This window comes from Brevundimonas sp. PWP3-1b1 (assembly GCF_049896065.1).
In the GTDB taxonomy this organism is placed as follows: Bacteria; Pseudomonadota; Alphaproteobacteria; order Caulobacterales; family Caulobacteraceae; genus Brevundimonas; species Brevundimonas intermedia_B.
This window is the reverse complement of record NZ_JAFCTO010000001.1, coordinates 49,683-68,728: the sequence shown is the minus strand read 5'-3', so window position 1 is coordinate 68,728 and position 19,046 is coordinate 49,683. Positions and strand designations below refer to the sequence as shown.

At 66.7% G+C, this 19,046-nt stretch carries 12 protein-coding genes; 8 read left to right on the top strand and 4 right to left on the bottom strand.

Translation table 11 applies throughout. The annotated features are described in order from the left end of the window. Positions 1 to 83 precede the first annotated feature (83 nt). The 5 genes from ACP69V_RS00285 (at position 84) to ACP69V_RS00265 (ending at position 5,237) form a co-directional block, all read left to right on the top strand. Positions 84 to 1,139 (top strand): DUF4167 domain-containing protein, encoded by a 1,056-nt coding sequence (locus tag ACP69V_RS00285; protein WP_426022175.1) that lies wholly within the window; start codon positions 84 to 86, stop codon positions 1,137 to 1,139. Positions 1,140 to 1,207: 68 nt separating this feature from the next. Then, positions 1,208 to 2,518 carry a hybrid sensor histidine kinase/response regulator gene (locus ACP69V_RS00280; RefSeq protein ID WP_426022174.1) on the top strand — a complete coding sequence of 437 codons (1,311 nt, stop codon included), beginning with the start codon at positions 1,208 to 1,210 and terminating at the stop codon, positions 2,516 to 2,518. Between the two features lie 43 nt (positions 2,519 to 2,561). Then, a complete protein-coding gene (locus tag ACP69V_RS00275; RefSeq protein WP_426022173.1) occupies positions 2,562 to 3,251 on the top strand; it encodes a DUF4893 domain-containing protein in 690 nt (229 codons plus the stop codon). 2 nt (positions 3,252 to 3,253) lie between these two features. Continuing rightward, a complete protein-coding gene (locus ACP69V_RS00270) occupies positions 3,254 to 4,441 on the top strand; it encodes an FAD-dependent oxidoreductase (RefSeq protein ID WP_426022172.1) in 1,188 nt (395 codons plus the stop codon). Positions 4,442 to 4,493: 52 nt separating this feature from the next. Beyond that, positions 4,494 to 5,237, top strand: a complete 744-nt coding sequence (locus ACP69V_RS00265) for a DUF4893 domain-containing protein (protein ID WP_426022171.1) — start codon at positions 4,494 to 4,496, stop codon at positions 5,235 to 5,237. 4 nt (positions 5,238 to 5,241) lie between these two features. On the opposite strand, the gene ACP69V_RS00260 is transcribed toward ACP69V_RS00265, so the two are convergent. Both ACP69V_RS00260 and ACP69V_RS00255 read right to left on the bottom strand, forming a co-directional pair. After that, on the bottom strand, positions 5,242 to 6,882 hold the full coding sequence (locus tag ACP69V_RS00260; RefSeq protein ID WP_426022170.1) for a serine hydrolase: 1,641 nt from the start codon (positions 6,880 to 6,882) through the stop codon (positions 5,242 to 5,244). A gap of 230 nt (positions 6,883 to 7,112) precedes the next feature. After that, positions 7,113 to 8,999 (bottom strand): BCCT family transporter, encoded by a 1,887-nt coding sequence (locus ACP69V_RS00255; protein WP_426022169.1) that lies wholly within the window; start codon positions 8,997 to 8,999, stop codon positions 7,113 to 7,115. Between the two features lie 175 nt (positions 9,000 to 9,174). On the opposite strand from ACP69V_RS00255, the gene ACP69V_RS00250 reads away from it, so the two are divergent. Beyond that, entirely contained in the window at positions 9,175 to 11,448 is a 2,274-nt protein-coding gene (locus ACP69V_RS00250) for a TonB-dependent receptor domain-containing protein (protein ID WP_426022168.1), read from the top strand. Between the two features lie 31 nt (positions 11,449 to 11,479). Here ACP69V_RS00250 and ACP69V_RS00245 read toward each other — a convergent pair whose 3' ends face one another. Further along, positions 11,480 to 12,124: a LysE family translocator gene (locus tag ACP69V_RS00245; protein ID WP_426022167.1), complete on the bottom strand. Its 645-nt coding sequence runs from the start codon at positions 12,122 to 12,124 to the stop codon at positions 11,480 to 11,482. 174 nt (positions 12,125 to 12,298) lie between these two features. Here ACP69V_RS00245 and clpB point away from each other — a divergent pair, with 174 nt between their 5' ends. After that, a complete protein-coding gene (gene clpB / locus ACP69V_RS00240) occupies positions 12,299 to 14,887 on the top strand; it encodes an ATP-dependent chaperone ClpB (protein ID WP_426022166.1) in 2,589 nt (862 codons plus the stop codon). Between the two features lie 74 nt (positions 14,888 to 14,961). Further along, positions 14,962 to 17,625 carry an AAA family ATPase gene (locus tag ACP69V_RS00235; RefSeq protein ID WP_426022165.1) on the top strand — a complete coding sequence of 888 codons (2,664 nt, stop codon included), beginning with the start codon at positions 14,962 to 14,964 and terminating at the stop codon, positions 17,623 to 17,625. A 208-nt stretch (positions 17,626 to 17,833) separates the two neighbouring features. Here ACP69V_RS00235 and ACP69V_RS00230 read toward each other — a convergent pair whose 3' ends face one another. Next, complete coding sequence (locus tag ACP69V_RS00230; protein ID WP_426020227.1) at positions 17,834 to 18,991, bottom strand: zinc-dependent alcohol dehydrogenase; 1,158 nt, start codon at positions 18,989 to 18,991, stop codon at positions 17,834 to 17,836. Positions 18,992 to 19,046: the final 55 nt, after the last annotated feature.

Here is a 19,046-nt window from a genome sequence, read left to right as displayed (position 1 = left end):
GATCGGCCCCGATCGAAACGGAACCACGAAACGGACGGAACCGGCCGCTGGCCTGGGCTCCATCCCTGCACACGGTAGCGCGAATGAGAGATTTCAAGGGCATGAAGCGTCAGCGCGGACGCAATCGGAACAAGGCGGGCGCCTCGAACGCCAACAGCGCCAATCCGAATCGTTCGTGGGACTCGCAAGGCCCCGAAAACATCAAGGTCCGGGGCAACGCCCAGACCGTCTATGAGCGCTATCAGCAGCTCGCCCGCGACGCCTCGTCCGGCGGCGACCGGGTGCTGGCCGAAAACTACCAGCAGCACGCCGAACACTATTACCGCGTCCTGCGCGCGCTTCAGCCGCAACGGTCCTTCTCCGACATCGCCGCGCGCGAACAGTCGAACCAAGGCTTCGACATCGATTTCGAGGACGAATCCGGCGCCCAGGCCGCCGCCTTCGTCGCCGCCCAGCAGGCCGCCGACCGCCAGGCGCAGGAAGCGTCCGACCGCACCGAGCAGAACCAGAACCGCGACCAGAATCGTGACCGTGATCGCGACTACAACCGCGATCGGGATCAGACCCAGAACCGCGACCGTGATCGCGACCGCGACCAGAATCGCGACCGTGACCGCGACCAAAATCGTGACCGCGATCAAAACCGCGACCAGGCCCAGAACCGCGACGCCCAACCACCGCGCGAACCGCGTGAACCCCGCGAGCCGCGCGAGGGTGAAGAGGTCCGCGCCGAGGGCGAGGGCGGTCGCCGCGAGAGCCGTCGTGAACGCTGGGAGCGTCGCCGCGAGGAACGCAACCGCCGCTTCGACAATCAGGAGGGCGCGGAAGACGGCGCCACCGTCCACGCCGAGGCCGGTGATGCCGAGACCGTCAGCGAGGCTCCGGCCGTCGAGACCCCCGTCGTCGAGAGCAAGGTCGAAACCCCTGCCGCCGAGGACCGTCCCGCCCGCCGCCCGCGCCGCACCGCCGCCGCCATAGCGGCGGACGAAGGCGACGCCCCGACGGCCCTGCCGGGCTTCCTGACCCGGGCCCCCGCCTCGGCTGCCCCCGCGTCGGCCCCGGAAGCCGAAGGCGAGGCGGCCCCGCGTCGTCGCGCCCCGCGCCGCAAGCCGGAAGCCGCCGCAGCTTCCGAAGACTAAACAACTTACGCGAGCGTGTTTACCTGAACGCAACTCCTGCGCGCCACTCTGGCGCGTAGGAGGGCGTCATGGATATCGTCTTGCTTGTCTTGTCCCTGGCCCTGGCCGGGACTTGCGCGGGAATATGGCTCTGGCTTCAGGCGCATGCGGTCGCGCTGCGTCTGCGCCGTGAGAACGACCGGCTCGAAACCCGCATCGTCCAACAGACCCAGATCCTGCGTCGCGCCCTGACGACCGCCGAGGCGCAGGTCGAACGCCTGACCGCCGAGGACCGCACCAAGGGCGAGGTGATGCAGGCCCTGGGGCGCGAACTGCGCACCCCCCTGACCACCGTCATGGGCTTTTCCCAACTGTTGCGGGTCAACGCCGAGGCCGACCCCCTGACCGCACGCCAGTCCCAGGCCGTGCGCCAGATCGAGGCGGCGAGCGCCGTGCTGCTGGCCTTGATCGAAGAAGCGGACGCCTTCGTGGCCTGCGGCGACGCCGGTGCCGCGCCCTCCATCCACCGCGTCGACATGCGCCTGGCCCTGCGTCAGGTCTGCGACGGGATCGAACCGCAGGCGCGCGAGGCGGGCGTTGCGCTGGACTGTCCCCCGCCGGCGTCGGGCCTGTGCGTCATGGCCGACCCCGGCCAGGTCCGCCGCATCCTGCGTCGCCTGGTCGAGAACGCCGTGCTCCATTCGCCCGGCGGCGGGACCGTCCGCATGGCGATGAGGCACGACGACGCTCAGGTCATCGTCGCCGTCCATGACGCCGGTGTGACCACGACGGACGAGGGATCGAAGCGCCTGTTCCACCCCCTGGACGGCCAGGATGCGCGCGGCGGCACCGCCCTGGGCGTCGCCTCGGTCCAGCGTCTGGCCGAGCGGATGGGCGGCGCCCTCAACCAGCAGCGCGAGCCCTGGGGCGGGACGATCTTCTCGCTCAGCCTGCCCGCTGCGGGCGTCATGGGTGCCGCGACGCCGAAACAGGCGGTGGTGCTTTACGTCGAGGACAACCCCGCCAACATCGCCCTGATGCGACAGGCCGCGACCGGACTGGGTCTGACGCTGCACGCCGCGACGACGGGGCCGGAGGGGCTGGAGCTGGCTCGCGCGCTGCAGCCCGACGTGATCCTGCTCGACATCGGCCTGCCGGACATGGACGGCTATGAGGTCAAGGCGCGGCTGGACGCCGATCCGATGACGCGCCACGTGCCGGTCCTGGCCCTGACCGCCGCCGTCTCGTCCCGGGACCGCACGCGCGGCGCCGCCGCCGGCTTCGACGCCTATCTAGCCAAGCCGCTGGACCTGACCGCCCTGGCGGCCGCGCTGAACGACGTGCTGGGCGGCGCGCCCGCATCCGCCGACCTTGACGCCGACCGGCGCCAGAGGGCCTAAGAGGGCCACTTCGCCCGCAAGGTCGCCCCCAAGGGAAGCGTTGATGCGTCAGTTCGCCCGGTTCGTTTCGTCCCGTCTGTTGATCCGCCGTCTGGCGCCTCTGGCCGCCGTCTGCGCCGTCGCCGCCTGCGCCGCGACCCCGCCGCCCCCGCCGCCGCCACCTAGTTCCGCGACGGGCGCGGCCGCCCTGATGGACTGGCGCGGCGTCATCACCTCGGCCGATCGCGACCGTTATCGCCGCGTCGACGCCGCCTGGACCCTGGCCCTGCAGCAGGCGAACCGCCAGCGCGGCTCGGGCGACCTGAACAGCCTGGGCGAGCTGATCTCGCCCAAGGCCGCCCGCCCCGGCGTCGCGCCGCCGCCCGGCGACTACCGCTGTCGCACCGTCAAACTGGGCTCCCAGGGCGGCGAGGACGGCCTGGGCTATGTCGTCTATGGTTGGTTTGCGTGCCGCATCGAACAGACGCCGCGCGGGTTGAAGTTCTCCAAACTGACCGGCTCCCAGCGGCCCTCGGGCCTGCTCTTCCCGGAAGACGACCGCCACATGGTCCTGCTCGGCTCCATGGCCCTGGCCCAGGAACCCGCCGCCAACTCCTATGGCCGCAACGCCGACCGCGATCTGGTCGCCGTGCTGGAACGCATCGGCGAGGCCCGTTGGCGCCTGGTCCTGCCCTGGCCCCAGAACGAATCCAATCTCGACCTGATCGAACTGGTCCCGGCGCCGCGAAGCTGAGCGTGCCGAGAGACATCGCCGTCGCCGGCGCCGGGCCGACCGGCCTGGCCGTCGCCCTGATGCTGGCGCGTCAGGGGCGGCGCGTGGTGGTGTTCGAACGGTTCGATGCCGCCCAGCCGGTGGGCGCGGGCTTCATGCTGCAGCCCACGGGCCTCGCCGTGCTCGACGCCCTGGGCCTGACCGAACAGATCGCCGCCCTGGGTCAGCCCATCGATCATATCTTCGGCCGGGCGGCCCCCAGCGGCCGGGTCGTTCTGGATGTCCGATATGCCGATCTGAAACGGCCTCGCGCGGCCCTGGGCGTCCACCGCGCGGCCATCTTCCATGTGCTGCACCAGGCCTGCCTCGACGCCGGGGTCGCGTTCGAACTGGCGCGCGAGGCCGTGGCGGCGTCGCAGGGGCGGCTGACGTTCGCCGATGGATCGACCTCCGCCGCATTTGACCTGATCGTGGACGCCACCGGCGCCCGCTCTTCCATAGCCCAGGCCCACGGGGCGCGGCGGCGGGCCCTCAGCTTCGGCGCGCTTTGGGCGACGACGCCCTGGCCGTCCGATCCGCATTTCGATGTCCGCGCCCTGCAACAGGTCTATCGCGGGGCGTCCAAGATGGTCGGCGTCCTGCCGGTGGGCGCCAGGCCCGAGGCGCCGGATCGGCTGGCGACCTTTTTCTGGAGCCTGAAGGCCGACGACTATCCCGCCTGGCGCGAGGCGGGGCTGGAGCCCTGGAAGGCCGAGGTTCGCGCCCTGTGGCCCGAAGCGGCATCGGTTCTGGACGCCATCGGCCATGTCGATGATCTGGTCCTGGCCCGATACGGCCATCATACCCTGACCCATCCCGTGGCGGATCGGCTGGCCATCGTCGGCGACGCCGCCCATTCGACCAGTCCGCAACTGGGCCAGGGCGTCAACATGGGCCTGCTGGACGCCCATGCCCTGTGCGAGGCCATCGGCGGCCATCCCGATCTGGGCGCCGCGCTTTCGGCCTATGCGGCCGAGCGACGCTGGCACCTGCGGCTCTATCAGGCGCTCAGCCTGGGCTTCACCCCCTTCTATCAGGCCGACGGACGCGTGCGGCCCTGGATCCGCGACCACATCCTGGGCAAGGCCGCGCGGCTCCCGTTCGCGCCGCGCCTGTTGGCCGCGACGGTCTCGGGCCTGCTCCTGGACCCCCGAAAGGCGGCTGAGGGCTGAACCGGGCGGCGGCTGGGCCGTTGGTGTCTCCACAACCGATGGAGACGCCCGCATGCGCCGCACCCCTCTGGCCGTTCTGGCCCTGATGACCACGACGGCCCTGGCGGCCTGTGGCGACAACAGCCCCGCCAGCCCGGCCGAGACCTCGCCCGCCGTGACCGAACCGGCGGCAGGCGTGCCGGCTCAAGCCGCGCCCGAGGCCGCAGCCACCCCACAGCAACAGGCGGCGCCCGCAGAGGGCATTCAGGGCGGGACCGACAACTGGCGTCAGGTCGCCAATACGGCCGACGCCAGCCTGCTGGGCCGGCTGGATCAGGCCTGGCGTCTGGGGCGCGCCGAGGCCGAGGACGGGGGTTTCGCCCGTCAGGTCGAGGCGCTGGGGCCGCTCGCCGATCCCAATGCGGCCCAGACCGGCCGCATCCAGCCGGGGCCGGGAACCTATCGCTGCCGCACCATCAAGATGGGCCGCCGCGTCGAGGGCCAGGGGCTGGCCTATATCGAATATCCTTGGTTCGCCTGCTCGGTCGAACTGACGCCGGGCGGCGACCTGGTCCTGACCAAGACGAGCGGATCGCAGCGCACGCGCGGCCTGATCTATCCCGACACCGAGCGCCGCGCCGTCTATGTCGGGGCCCAGGCTTGGGGGTCGGATGAAAAGACCTTCCCCGCCTATGGCGAGAAGACCGAGCGCGATCAGGTCGGCGTCATCGAGCGGGTCGGCCAGAACCGCTGGCGCCTGGTCCTGCCGTGGCCCAAGCAGGAGGCCAAGCTGGAGCTGCTGGAGATCACCCGCTGACGGCCTAGACCCGCGTCAGCCGCAGGTCCTGATAGTCGTAGCTGAAGTCGATGTCGGGACTGACGCCCTTCATCGTCGCAGTCGCCGGCTTGGCCGTCAGGATGGCGAAGGTGACGAAGGCGTCCTCCTCGCGCTTGTCCGGGAAACGGGTGCGGAAGGTCTCGCCGTCATAGGGTTCCAGCCAGCCTTGCAGGGCGGGGGTGTGGGTGAAGCTCAACCACAGTCCGTTCTTGCGATTGCGCCCGCGTCCCTCGGTCTTGGGCGCGATAACGATGTCGCCGTACCAAGGGTCGCGCCAGGTGCCAGCATAGGCCTCTAGCGGCATGGACGGCGCGGCGCCGGCCGCCTGTTTGGCGTCGATCTCGGCGGCGGCGGCGATGGATTTCGCATTGCCCTCGGCCTCAAGCCGCTTGGAATCCGCGATCCAGTCGACGTCGACCTTGCCCATGCAGATGTCCGAAATCCCCGAGCGAAGCGCGCGCAGCAGGAAGCTTTCCTCCGCATTCGAGAAGATGCTGAAGCCGGTCTTGCGGCCGGGGATCAGCACGGTCGCCGAGATGCCGCCGGGCGAGCCGCCCCCGTGGCTGGCGATCCGCTCGCCGCGATAGTCCTGGACCTGCAACCCCATGGCGTAGGTCGAGGCGATGGATCGGTTGGGCAATTCCGCCGTCGGTCCCGGCGACGATCCGACGATGATGTTGGGCCGAAGCATTTCGCGCGCCGCCTCCTCGGAATAGAGCCGCGATCCGTCCGCCAGCTTGCCGTCGTTCAGGCGCACGGCGATCCATTTGGCCCAGTCGGTCGGGGTGGTGCAGATGCCGCCGGCCGCCGCGGCGGAATCCCAGTTCCAGACCTCGACGATGGACTTGGCGATGGGCGTCATGGCTCCCTGATAACGCAGCGGCGGCCCGACCCGGCCGTGGGGCAGGGCGGATTTCGCCGGGTCGGCCAGACGCGCCAGCGGCACGGTCTCGGTCATGCCGACCTTGTCCAGAATACGGGTCTGGATGAAGGCCTCCCAGGTCAGGCCCGACACCGCCTCCAGCACCGCGCCTGCGACCACGAACATCAGATTGCAGTAGTGATAGCGCGCCCTGAACCCGTCCTCGATCGGCACGAAGGCGGCCTGGGCCAGCACCTCGGCGCGGGTGCGGTCCGAATTGGGCCAGAATAGCAGATCCCCGGCGCCCAGGCCGAACCCGGCCCGGTGGCTCAGCGTATCGCGCACCGTGATGTGCTCGCCGATATAGGGGTCCGACAGGGTGAAGCCGGGCAGGTAGGTTTTGACGGGCTCGTCCCACTTCACCTTGCCCTCGTCGACCAGGATGGCCAGGGCGGCGGCGGTGACGTTCTTGGTGTTGGAGGCGATGGCGAACAGGGTGTGTTCGTCGGCCCGGGCCTGCTGGCCCTGAACCTTGACGCCGTATCCGCGCGCCAGAACGGTCGCCCCGTCCTTGACCACGGCAACGCCCAGCGCAGGCTGATCCGGCCACGCCGCCATGCATTTCGCCACATAGGCGTCCACCGCCTGGGCCAGCGACGCGTCGTCGTTCGCAGGGGCGGTCTGGGCGAAGACCGGCTGGGCCGCCAGCGCCGCCGCGCCTCCGGAAGCGAACAGGGAACGGCGCGACAGACGAAGGGACATGGCGAACTCCAACGAAGACGCCGGACGCTAGCGCCCCCGGTCGCCTCGGCCAACCTTTAAGGCGTCCACCCATTTTGAAACCGTCATCCTCGCCCTTGTGGCGAGGATCCAGATTCCCGGTCGTCGAGCAGGCGCCTCTGCGTGGAAAAACCGGGAGTCTGGATCCTGGGGACAAGCCCCAGGATGACGGATGTGTGGGTCGCCGCCTTGGGTTTGGCAGCGCGTTCTGCTTACCCCAGTCGCCACCGCTGAAGTTGCTCCAGCACGTCGGCGACGATCTGGTCCTGGGTGAAGCCGGTGATGTCGTGCGGGCGGGCGCCGTCGCCGGTCTGGGCCATCAGCCGCCACTCCAGCAGGCGTCGGCCCTGGGAGGTTTCGCGCGCGGTCATGGTCGGTCGCGGGCGTGATCGCGCGCCGATCCGATAGACGAAGGTCCGCTCGCCGTGCCGCAAGGTCAGCCAGGCGGCGGCCTCGTCCGCGCCGATCTCGGCGTCCGGCTCTTCGGCCTCCAGGGCGGCGCGCACCGTCTCCAGCGCGGGCAGGCCGTGGCGGTCGATCTCCTTGACGATGTCGGCGCGGCTGGCGGGGGCCAGGATGCGTTTCAGCCGCTCGGCCAGGGGCGGGCCCTCGGTCTCGACGTTGCGTCCGCCTAAGTCGGCGTTCATCTGGCGCACCAGGCCGATCGACAGCAGGATCATGATCAGGACGAAGGGCAGGGCGGCGGCCAGGGTGGCGGCCTGAAGCGCGCCCAGTCCGCCCGCCAGCAACAGGGTCGCGGCGATCAGGCCCAGCAGAAGACACCAGTAGACCCTCTGCCAGCGCGGCGTCTCGTCGGCTCCGCCTGAGGCGATGGTGTCGATCACCAGGGCGCCGGAATCGGCCGAGGTGACGAAGAAGACCGCCACCAGCAGGATCGCCAGGGTAGAGGTGAAGGCCGCGCCCGGCAACTGTTCCAGGAAGTAGAACAGGGCGGTCGACAGGTCGGTCGAGACGGCGTTGGAAATCGCCCCCGCCGCCTGACCCATGTCCAGGCTGATGGCCGTATTGCCGAAGACCGTCATCCACAGGAAGGTGAAGCCGGCCGGCACCAGCAGCACGTTCAACAGAAACTCGCGCACCGTGCGCCCGCGCGAAATCCGGGCGATGAACATGCCCACGAATGGCGACCAGGCGATCCACCAGGCCCAGTAGAACAGGGTCCAGTCCGCCATCCAGGCGCGCGGCTCATAGGCGTAGAGGGTGAAGGTTCGTTCGAAGAAATGGTCCAGATACAGGCCGAAGTTCTGGACCAGCGCCTTGAACAGGAAGTTGGTCGGCCCGACCACCAGCACGAACAGCATCAGCAGCACGGCCAGGGTCAGGTTCAGCTCCGACAGCCGGCGCACCCCCTTGCCGACACCGCTCATCACCGAGGCTGTCGCCGCCGCCATGACCACGGCGATCAGCCCCACCTGAACCCAGGGCGTATTGGGAATGCCCAGCAGATAGGTCAGGCCGCTGTTCATCTGCGACACGCCGAAACCCAGCGAGGTGGCGATACCGAAGGCCGTGCCCCAGATGGCGAAGATGTCGACGGCGTCGCCGATGGGGCCGTTGATCCGCTTGCCCAGCAGCGGCGAAAGCCCCGACCGCAGGGTCAGCGGCAGGCCCTTTCGGTGCGCGAAATAGGCCAGGCTGAGCCCGACCAGCGCATAGATGGCCCAGGCGTGCGCCCCATAGTGGAAGAAGGTGATCCCCATCGCCTCGCGGGCGGCGGTGAAGGTGCCGCCCTCGCCCGACGGCGGGTTGATATAGTGCTGGATCGGTTCGGCGACCCCGAAATACATCAGGCCGATCCCCATGCCGGCGGCGAACAGCATGGCCAGCCACGACAGGTAGGGGAAGTCGGGCTCGGCGTCGTCCGGCCCCAGTTTCAGCGCGCCCGTCGGCCCGATGGCCAGCACCAGAACCAGCCCAACGAACCCCGCCACAGAGGCGATATACAGCCAGCCGAAGGTGTCGATGACCCAGGCCTGGACGCTCTGGAACACAAGGTCGGACTGTCCGGGTGCGAGGGTGGCGACGAGCAGCAGCATCGCGATGATGGCGCTCGCGCCCCAGAAGACGCGCGGGTTCATTTTCGTAGTCAGCATCGGCTGAAAGCGTATGGCGAAGCTTTGGGTTCCCCGGACGGCCGACGAGGGGGCGTCTGGATGAAGAAGATGTAACTTTGCTTTTCAAAGTAGCACCGTTAGGCAGGCGTCATCGAAGGGCGTCGCGGACGTCTGGGCGCACTTTCAGGATCTCCGGGGCATGACCTCCTCCAAACTCGTTCTCATGCTGGGCGTGGCTGCGGCCGTGCTGCCCGGCGCCGCCCTGGCGCAACAGGCCCCGGCTCAATCGACGACCCCGGCCCCGGCCCCGGCGCAGACCCAGACGCCGCCTCCTCAAACGCCCGCACCCCGCGCCCAGGCGGCCGAACCAGCCCAGCAGCAGCCCGCCAGCGTCGGCGAGGTGGTCGTCAATGCGCGCGCCAACGATGTGCGCACCTCCATCGACTCCACCAGCTACAGCCTGGCCAACGATCTTCAGGCCACGACGGGGACCCTTGCCGACGCCCTGCGCAACATTCCCTCGGTCGAAGTCGATCCCGACGGCAACGTCAGCCTGCGCGGCGACGCCAATGTCACCATCCTGATCGACGGCCGCCCGGCGACCCAGTTCAACGGCCCCAGCCGCGGCCAGATGATCCAGCAGATTCCGGCCGCCCAATACGCCCGCATCGAGGTCATGACCAATCCGTCCGCAGCCTACAGTCCCGAGGGTTCGGGCGGGGTCATCAACCTGATCTCAAAGCCGACGACTGTGCGGCCGACACAGACGACCACCGGCTCGATCCGCGCCAATGTCGGCGACGGCGGCCGCTACAACATCGGCGGCAGCGTCGCCCATGTGAACGGAAAGACGACCCTGACGGCCGACGTCGGCCTGCGCCACGACGGCTATCTGTCTGAGACAAGCCGCGTGCGCGAACGGCTGGACACGGGCTCGGGCCGCTTCCTGGAGTCGCGCCAGAGCCAGGATATCGACGGGGCGTCCGACAGCGCCTACGTCCGCCTGTCCGCCGAATACAATCTGGGCGCAAAGACCCAGCTGGTCGGCGAACTGCGCCACACCCAGGTCGATGCGGGCGGCGACGGCGTCACCCTGTACGAGGCCGACAATGCGGTCGGCGGCATCGGCTCGGCCTATCGCCGCGCCGGCGATGGTCGCTTCAAGGGCCAGTTCTCGGGCGCGACGGCGCGGATGCTGCGGCGCTTCGACGACCAGGGCCACGAATGGACCAACGAGGTCCGCTTCGACCGCAACAGCTTCAACTTCACGTCCGACAGCTTCGTCGATCAACAGATCCCGGCGGCGGCGAACTTCCTCGAAAACACCGCCAACAAGAACGAACTGGACCAGTGGGGCGTCACCAGCGCCTATGTCCGGCCGATGTCGGACGGCGGCAAGCTGCGCCTCGGCTATGAGCTGCAGGCCACCCTGCTGGAGCTGGACAACGGCGTCGCGCGCGGCCCGACGCCGGCGACGCTGACGCCCGACCCGCTGGTGTCCAATCGTTTCGACGTCGATCAGGTCGTCCACGCCCTCTATGTCACCTACGAAAAACCGTTCAGCGAGAAGCTGTCGGCCCAGTTCGGCCTGCGTCTGGAACAGGCCAACCTGGACCTGGATCAGGTCACCAGCGGCGTGAAGACGTCCCAGGATTATTTCCGCGCCTATCCGACCGGCCACCTGTCCTACAAGCTGAACGACAAGGACACCGTGCGCGCCAGCTACAGCCGTCGCATCCAGCGTCCCGGCCCGGCCGACCTGAACCCCTTCCTGACCTATGGCGATCCGCAGAACTATCGGTCCGGCAACCCGGACCTGCAGCCGCAGGAGACGGACTCGTACGAGCTGAACTGGCAGCGCCGGGTCCAGCAGACCTTCTACCAGGCCACCCTCTATTACCGCGACACCAACAAGGCCTTCAGCCAAACGACCCGCGACCTGGGCAACGGCGTCTTCCTGACCCGGCCCGAGAACCTGGGCGCCAGCACCTCGACCGGGCTGGAACTGGTCGCCAACGGCCCGCTGTTGCCGACCCTGCGCTACAACGCCAGCCTGAACGTCTATCGTCAGGAGATCGACGCCGCCGGCATCGTGGGCGCTCAGGATCGCTCCGGCGACGCCGTCTCGGGCCGCCTGTCGGTGAACTGGCAACCGACGCCCAAGGACTTCGTCCAGGTCTCCGGCATCTGGAGCGGCGACCAGCTGCTGGCCCAGGGCGTGCGCGAGCAGTCGACCCTGGTCAACCTGGGCTATCGCCGCAAGCTGAACGACGCCTGGTCGATGCAGATGACGGTGCGTGATGTGTTCGACGACTTCGGCTCGACCACCACCCTGACGACCCCGACCTTCCGCGACCGTTCGAACCAGAGCTTCGGCGGGCGTGCGGCCTATATCGGCCTGACCTGGAACTTCGGCGGCGGCCAGCGTCGTCCCGAACAGTTCGACTTCCAGGGGCCGACGACCGGCGGCTGATACGGGGACGACCGGTTTCGGAGACGCGGGCTCAGGTCCGCGTTTCCCAGGCCAGCCAGGCGGCGACGACCACGAGACCGGCGGCCATGACGGCCCGTATCCCCGGACCTTTGACACGCGGCAGGACGGCGCCGGCCGCGCGCGCCGCGCCCATCACGATCAGGCTGTGGACCATGACGGCCACCGCCAGATGCAGCCCGCCCAGCGTCAGGGCCTGGGTCAGCGGCGCGCCGTGGTCCGGCCGCATGAAGGTCGGCAACAGGGCCACATAGAAGACGGCCGCCTTGGGGTTCAGCAGATTGCCCATCATGCCCCGCAGGAACAGCCCACGCAGCGACCGCACGTCCGGCGTCGGCTCTGCGTCTGCAGCCGGCTCGCGCCAGGCTTCCCAGGCCAGCCACAACAGGAACAGCACGCCCGCCCAGCGCAGGCCCTGATACAGCGGCGGCCAGAGGGCGAAGACCTCCGTCAGCCCATAGGCGGCCGCCAGCATCCACACCGCCAGACCTGCCGTCACCCCCGCCACGGCGGCGAAACCGGCCAGCCGCCCGCGCGCCAGGGCGACCAGCGCCAGCCAGCCCATGTTCGGCCCCGGCGTCAGCTCGATCAGGGCCACGGCGATCAGGAACGGGCCGATGACGGCTGGATCGACGGGCCAGGCGGAATGGGCGATCACGGCGCGCTCCTGTTCAGCGAAGCCTAGGCCGCAGAGGGCGCGACGGACAGCCCCGATGTGGGCCGCGCCGACCCCTTGTGTGACCCGATCGTCACACCCACCTCGATCTCAACGGCGCGCTGCTCCGCAGAGGGCGGGCCGAGACCTATCCGCCTCCCGAGGGGACTGAAGACCATGAATCTCGAACTCTATTCCGACCGCGCCAAACAGGCCGTCCAGTCGGCCCAGTCGCTGGCGCTCGCCCGCCGTCACCAGCAGTTCGCGCCCGAGCATCTGCTCAAGGTGCTGCTGGAGGAACGCGACGGTCTGGCCCGCAACCTGATCACGGCCGCCGGCGGCGACGCCAAACGCGCCGAGGCCGACATCGAGACCGCGCTGAAGAAGCGCGCCCAGGTCACCGGCGGCTCTGGCCAGCTCTATCTGGACGGCGACACCGCCCGCGTCTTCGCCGCCGCCGAGGAGGCCTCGAAATCCGCCGGCGACGCCTTCGTCACCACCGAACGCCTGCTGGCGGCGCTGGCCAAGGAGGGCGGGGTCGCCGCCGAGGTGCTGAAGGCCTCGGGCGCGACGGCCGACAAGCTGGACGCCGCCATCGCCGAGGTCCGCAAGGGCAAGACCGCCGACAGCGCCGGCGCCGAAGACGGCTATGACGCCCTGAAACGCTACGCCCGCGACCTGACCCTGGCCGCCCGCGACGGCAAGATCGACCCGGTCATCGGCCGCGACGAAGAGATCCGCCGCACCATCCAGGTCTTGGCGAGGCGCACCAAGAACAACCCCGTCCTGATCGGCGAACCGGGCGTGGGCAAGACCGCCATCGTCGAGGGCCTGGCCCTGCGCATCGTCAACGGCGACGTGCCGGAATCCTTGCGCGACAAGACCGTCATGGCGCTGGACATGGGCTCCCTGATCGCCGGCGCCAAATACCGCGGCGAGTTCGAGGAGCGGCTGAAGGCCGTCCTGTCCGAGGTCACGGCGGCCGAGGGCGGCATCATCCTGTTCATCGACGAGATGCACACCCTGGTCGGCGCCGGAAAGGGCGACGGAGCCATGGACGCCTCCAACCTGCTCAAGCCGGCCCTGGCGCGCGGCGAACTGCACTGCGTCGGCGCCACCACGCTGGATGAATACCGCAAGCACGTCGAGAAGGACGCGGCCCTGGCCCGTCGCTTCCAGCCGGTCTTCGTCGCCGAACCGACGGTCGAGGACACGGTCTCCATCCTGCGCGGCCTGAAGGAGAAGTACGAGGTCCACCACGGTGTCCGCATCTCCGACAGCGCCATCGTCGCCGCCGCGACCCTGTCGAACCGCTACATTACCGACCGCTTCCTGCCGGACAAGGCCATCGACCTGATCGACGAGGCCGCCAGCCGGGTGCGCATGGCCGTGGACTCCAAGCCCGAGGCCCTGGACGAGATCGACCGTCGCCTGGTCCAGCTGAAGATCGAACGCGAGGCTCTGAAGAAGGAGACCGACCAGGCCTCAAAGGCCCGGCTCGAAAAGCTGGAGGACGAGATCGCCGATCTGGAAGGCCAGTCCGACGACCTGACCACCCAGTGGAAGGCCGAAAAGGACAAGGTCGGCCAGGGCGCGCAACTGCGTGAAACCCTGGACCGCCTGCGCCTCGAACTGGCCAACGCCCAGCGCGCCGGCGACCTCGGCCGCGCGTCAGAGATCGCCTACGGCCAGATCCCCCAGATCGAAAAGCAACTCGAAGAGGCCGAGGCCAATGAGACCTCCGGTAAGGGTCCGCTCACGCCCGAGGTCGTCGACGCCGAACAGATCGCCGCCGTCGTCAGCCGCTGGACCGGCGTCCCCGTCGACAAGATGCTGGAGGGCGAACGCGAGAAACTGCTCCAGATGGAGACCGCCCTGGGCGGCCGCGTCGTGGGTCAGGACGAGGCGCTCGCCGCCGTCTCCGATGCGGTGCGTCGCGCCCGCGCCGGCCTGAACGACCCCAACCGCCCGCTCGGCAGCTTCCTGTTCCTGGGCCCGACCGGCGTTGGCAAGACCGAACTGACCAAGGCCCTGGCCGAGTTCCTGTTCGACGACGAGGCGGCCATCACCCGGCTCGACATGTCCGAATATATGGAGAAGCACAGCGTCAGCCGCCTGATCGGCGCCCCTCCCGGCTATGTCGGCTATGACGAGGGCGGCGCCCTGACCGAGGCCGTGCGCCGCCGCCCCTATCAGGTCGTCCTGTTCGACGAGGTCGAAAAGGCCCACCCCGACGTCTTCAACGTACTTCTTCAAGTGCTCGACGACGGCCGCCTGACCGACGGCCAGGGCCGCACCATCGACTTCCGCAACACCCTGATCATCATGACCTCAAACCTGGGCAGCCAGTATCTGGCCGAACAGGGCGAGGGCGACGACGTCGAGGCCGTCCGCCCCTTCGTCATGGACGCCGTCCGCGCCCACTTCCGGCCCGAGTTCCTGAACCGGATCGACGAGATCATCCTGTTCCACCGCCTGGGCCGCGACCAGATGGGCGGCATCGTGCGGATACAGCTGTCACGGTTCGAAAAACTGCTGGCCGACCGCCGCCTGTCCCTGGACCTGGACGACAGCGCGCTGGCCTGGCTCGCCGACCGCGGCTACGACCCGGCCTATGGGGCGCGGCCGCTGAAGCGGGTGATCCAGAAGGACCTGGTCGATCCTATTGCGCGGAAGCTGCTGGCCGGCGAAATCGAGGACGGCGGGGTGATTGCGGTGACGGCCGGCGAGAGCGGGCTGGAGATCGGGAAGATGCGGGTGCATTAGGACTCTTCTTCTCAACTTCCAGTTGCTCATGCCTAAGAGGTGCCCTAGCGTCCAATCGGTGGATCGGGGGCAGTATGAGCGAAGTCGATGAACAGGTTAGCCCGGCCGAGCTGGTGGCTAAGGCCATGGCCAAGTGGGCCGCGCAGCAGCCGCTTTGGAAGCAGGAGGCTATGCGGCGTGTGCTGCGGCGACCTCATAACGTAAAAGATGTCGAGGATGTCGCTACTGCCCTTCTAGCGGAACCGGAAGATTTACCCTTCGAACTCGTCGCGCTTTCGAGTGAAGACTTTGCTATTGCGCACCAGGAAGAGAATGCTGAGGCAATTCTGGAAATTGGCGATGTTTACAACGTAAACCGCCTAGCGCCGGCTCAAACTCTCAAGTTCGGTGACCTAGGCCTCACCGTCATTTATGGACACAACGGAGCTGGAAAGTCCGGTTACGCGCGCATCCTAAAACGCGCCTGTGGTGCCCGCGATGCGGAGCAAATCATCGGCAACGTATTTGACAAATCTCCGCCCGGCGTAGCCAGCGCTCGCCTAGATATAAGAGTTAAGGGCCAAGGCGCTGTTATCGATTGGCAAGACGGCGGACCTGACAGTCGATTAACTAGTGTAGCCGTATTCGACACTAAAACGGCACCGTTCTTTGTCGAGAAAAAGGGCGGTTTGGCATACGTGCCGTTCGGTCTTGATGTATTTGAGAGGCTTTGCGGTTTACTCGATGATGTCGGATCACATCTCAGCAAACGCGTAGAGGCCATTCAGATTCAATGCTCTACGCAAATATGCGATGAACCCCTGACGGACGAAGCAAACGCTTTCTTTGAAAACATTGCATCTAAAACGGCAGAGCAAGTTGACGCATTCTTGCAATGGAATGCATCAGATGATGAGGTCTTGTCATCTCTGTCGCAAGCAGTGGCTGATCCAAACGGTCGATTGCGAACGCTAGCGGATGCAGTCTCAGTTCTATGGTCTACCCTAGACGCTCTGGATGAGATCGTCGCCAGTCTCGATGACTCTGCGCTTGCCAAAGCTCAGCAGCTGGTGGCCCGTGAAGTATCGTGTCGATCTGCAGCAAAGCTCGCCGCGTCCGGGGCATTTCCAGAGGAGCCGCTAGCGGGGGCCGGCGAGGAGCTTTGGCGAGCGCTATACCAAGCAGCGGAGCGATACTCGATTGGTGCAGCTTATCCTGAGCGGAGCTTCCCACCCGCTGAAACAGGCGACCGTTGCGTTTTGTGCCAGCAGGAACTCGGTGACGAGGCGAGAAATCGGTTGCAGCGGTTCAGGGCTTTTGTATCGGGAGAAGCAGCCGCAACTGCTGCGCAAGTTGCGTCCGAACGCGAGAGCATCATAGAGCATTACATTCAGCTCCAAGCAGACCTCGCAAACCTCTCGATCCCCGCAATTTTAACGCGAGAGTATGCCGGCTCGTCAGCCGTTTTCGAGACACATCGCGCCGCTGCGGGCGCGCGAATTTCAATCATTCTGAGGGCTCTGAACGAAGAAGTCGCTGAGCCTTTCGTTTCTTGGCCATCTCCAACCCTAGCAGACGTTCGCGTGACATTGGGGAGGCTTCGTGATCAACAATCTGAACTTGGCCGACTAGTTGCGGCGGGGAACGCAGATGAGCTCGCCCTGCGAGCTAAGGCGTATCGTTGTCGGAAGAGTCTTGCCGGTGCGGCCGAGGTTGTTCGTCAGCGACATGCCTTGCAGAAAGCGTCTCACAAAATCCAGACCGCACTGGATCAATGCGGCACAGCCGCAATCTCACGCTTCGGCGGCGATCTCATAAAGCAAAATGTAGCCGACCGACTTGAGCAGGCCTTCACACAGCAAAAGATAGCGCTCCGAGTAGAGCAGGTGCCGGTGCGATTGACGGCAAGCGCGAGGAAGGGGGCGGTAGAACGGGTAGTCGGTTTGAACAGCTCGCAGGGAAAGGTAAGCGCCGGGGCCGTTTTGAGTGAGGGCGAGCATAGAGCTGTTGCGCTGGCTGCATTTCTCGCAGAACTAGCCGTGTCCGGTAGGTCCTCTCCTATTGTACTGGATGATCCTGTGTCGTCACTTGACCACATTCGACGTGGCTACGTAGCCACTCGGATGGCGGAGGAGTCTGCTTTCCGCCAGGTGATTATACTTACACATGATTTGCCGTTTCTGCTCATGCTGGAAGAAGCGTGCGGAGCTGCCCAAGTTCCATTCACACGGATTTTTCTAGAGCGGGGTTCAGACGGTTTCGGCGTGATTTCAGCAGAACCGGCACCTTGGGACGCTCAGAAGCTCAGCGAAAGAAAGCACAAGCTTCGCGAGCTTGCTGCGTCAGCTCGAAAATTATATGAAGAGGGCGGGGATAATGAGAACTACCATCTTTCGGTTACCAACTTTTATGATCGATTGCGCAAGACGTGGGAAAGAAGTCTGGAAGAGTTAGTTTTTAGGGACGCCATTCGACGGTATCGTCCGTCTGTTCAGACCTTGCGACTGGAGAAGGTAGTTTTCGATGACGATATTTTCTTAGCCTATGATCGCGGAATGACGGCCGCTTCTAAGCTGACGGGGCATGACCAAGCTGCCGGTTTGGGCGGATCATTGCCATTGCCGGCGGACCTTATTGCACTTGTAGATCAACTCGAAGCGTTCGAAGCCTTGATTAAGTCCAAGAGCAAAGACGTCGATGTAAGAAGGAAAGCTATGAGTTCACCATCCAAGCCTAATCAGATCGGCAACGGAAATTAACTCCAACTTTCCCATTCTTGCTGAAAACCCTTCTAATCTTCAATCCCCTACCACCCACCAGCGTCCTCTTCCTGTCCGCCCTCCAAAACCGTGCGATCCTGTTTCCGCACGTCCGCATTGGACGCGCCGCACAGCCGGGGAGGGCGGATTTGAGACGAATTGCACTATTCAGACGGTGTTTTTCACGCCGCAGAGTCTGAAATCGGCGTCACGGGTTGATGACCACCTTGATGCAGCCGTCCTTCTTCTCCTGGAAGGTCTTGTAGGCGTCGGGTCCGTCTTCCAGCCCGATCTTGTGGGTGATCAGGAAGCTGGGGTCGATGTCGCCGTCGAGGACCTTCTTCATCAGGGGCTCCAGGTAGCGTTGCACGTGGGTCTGGCCGGTCTTGAGCGTCAGGGCCTTGCCGATGAAGGCGCCCAGCATCACGGGCGCTATGCCGACGAAGACGCCGGGCAGGCTGATGATCCCGCCGGGCTTGCAGGCCACGATGGCTTCGTTCAGCGCATAGGGGCGCTCCAGCTTGCCGGCGACGGTCTCCTGGACCTTCTCCATCAGGCTGCCCGAGCCGTGGCTCTCCAGGCCCACGGCCTCGATCACCGCATCGGGGCCTTCGCCATTGGTCAGGGCCTTGATCCGCTCCTGCAGGTCGCCCTCGGAGAAGTCGAGGGTCTCGGCGCCCGCCGCCTGGGCCAGGGCCAGCCGTTCGGGCACCTGGTCGATGGCGATGACGCGGCCGGCGCCCATCATGAAGGCGCTGCGGATGGCGAACTGGCCCACCGGCCCGCAGCCGAACACCAGTATGGTCTGGCCGGGCTGGATGTCGCAGTTCTCGGCCGCCATCCAGCCGGTCGGGAAGATGTCGGACAGGAACAGCACCTGATCGTCGGTCAGCCCCTCGGGCACCTTGATCGGCCCGACGTCGGCATAGGGGATGCGCAGATATTCGGCCTGGCCCCCGGCGAACCCGCCGTACATCTCGCTGTAGCCATACAGGCCGGCGGTCGGATAGCCGGTCTGTTTGGCCTGTTCGGCGCCGTTCGGATTGGAGCGCTGGCACAGGCTGAACAGGCTGGCGCGGCACATCTTGCAGTCGCCGCAGCTGATGGTGAAGGGCACCACGACGCGGTCGCCGACCTTGAGCTTGTCGTTGTCCTTGCCGACGGCGACGACCTCGCCCATCGTCTCGTGGCCCATGACGTCCCCGTGCTTCATGCCGGGCACGTAGCCGCCGTACAGGTGCAGGTCCGAGCCGCAGATGGCGCAGCTGGTCACGCGGATGACGGCGTCGCGGCCGTCCTCGATGGTGGGATCGGGCACCTCCTCGCAGCGGATGTCGCCCTTGCCGTGCCAGCACAACGCCTTCATGTCGGATCTCCCAATCTGAGTGGGATCAATCCGGCTGTGCGGGCGCGGTTCCTAA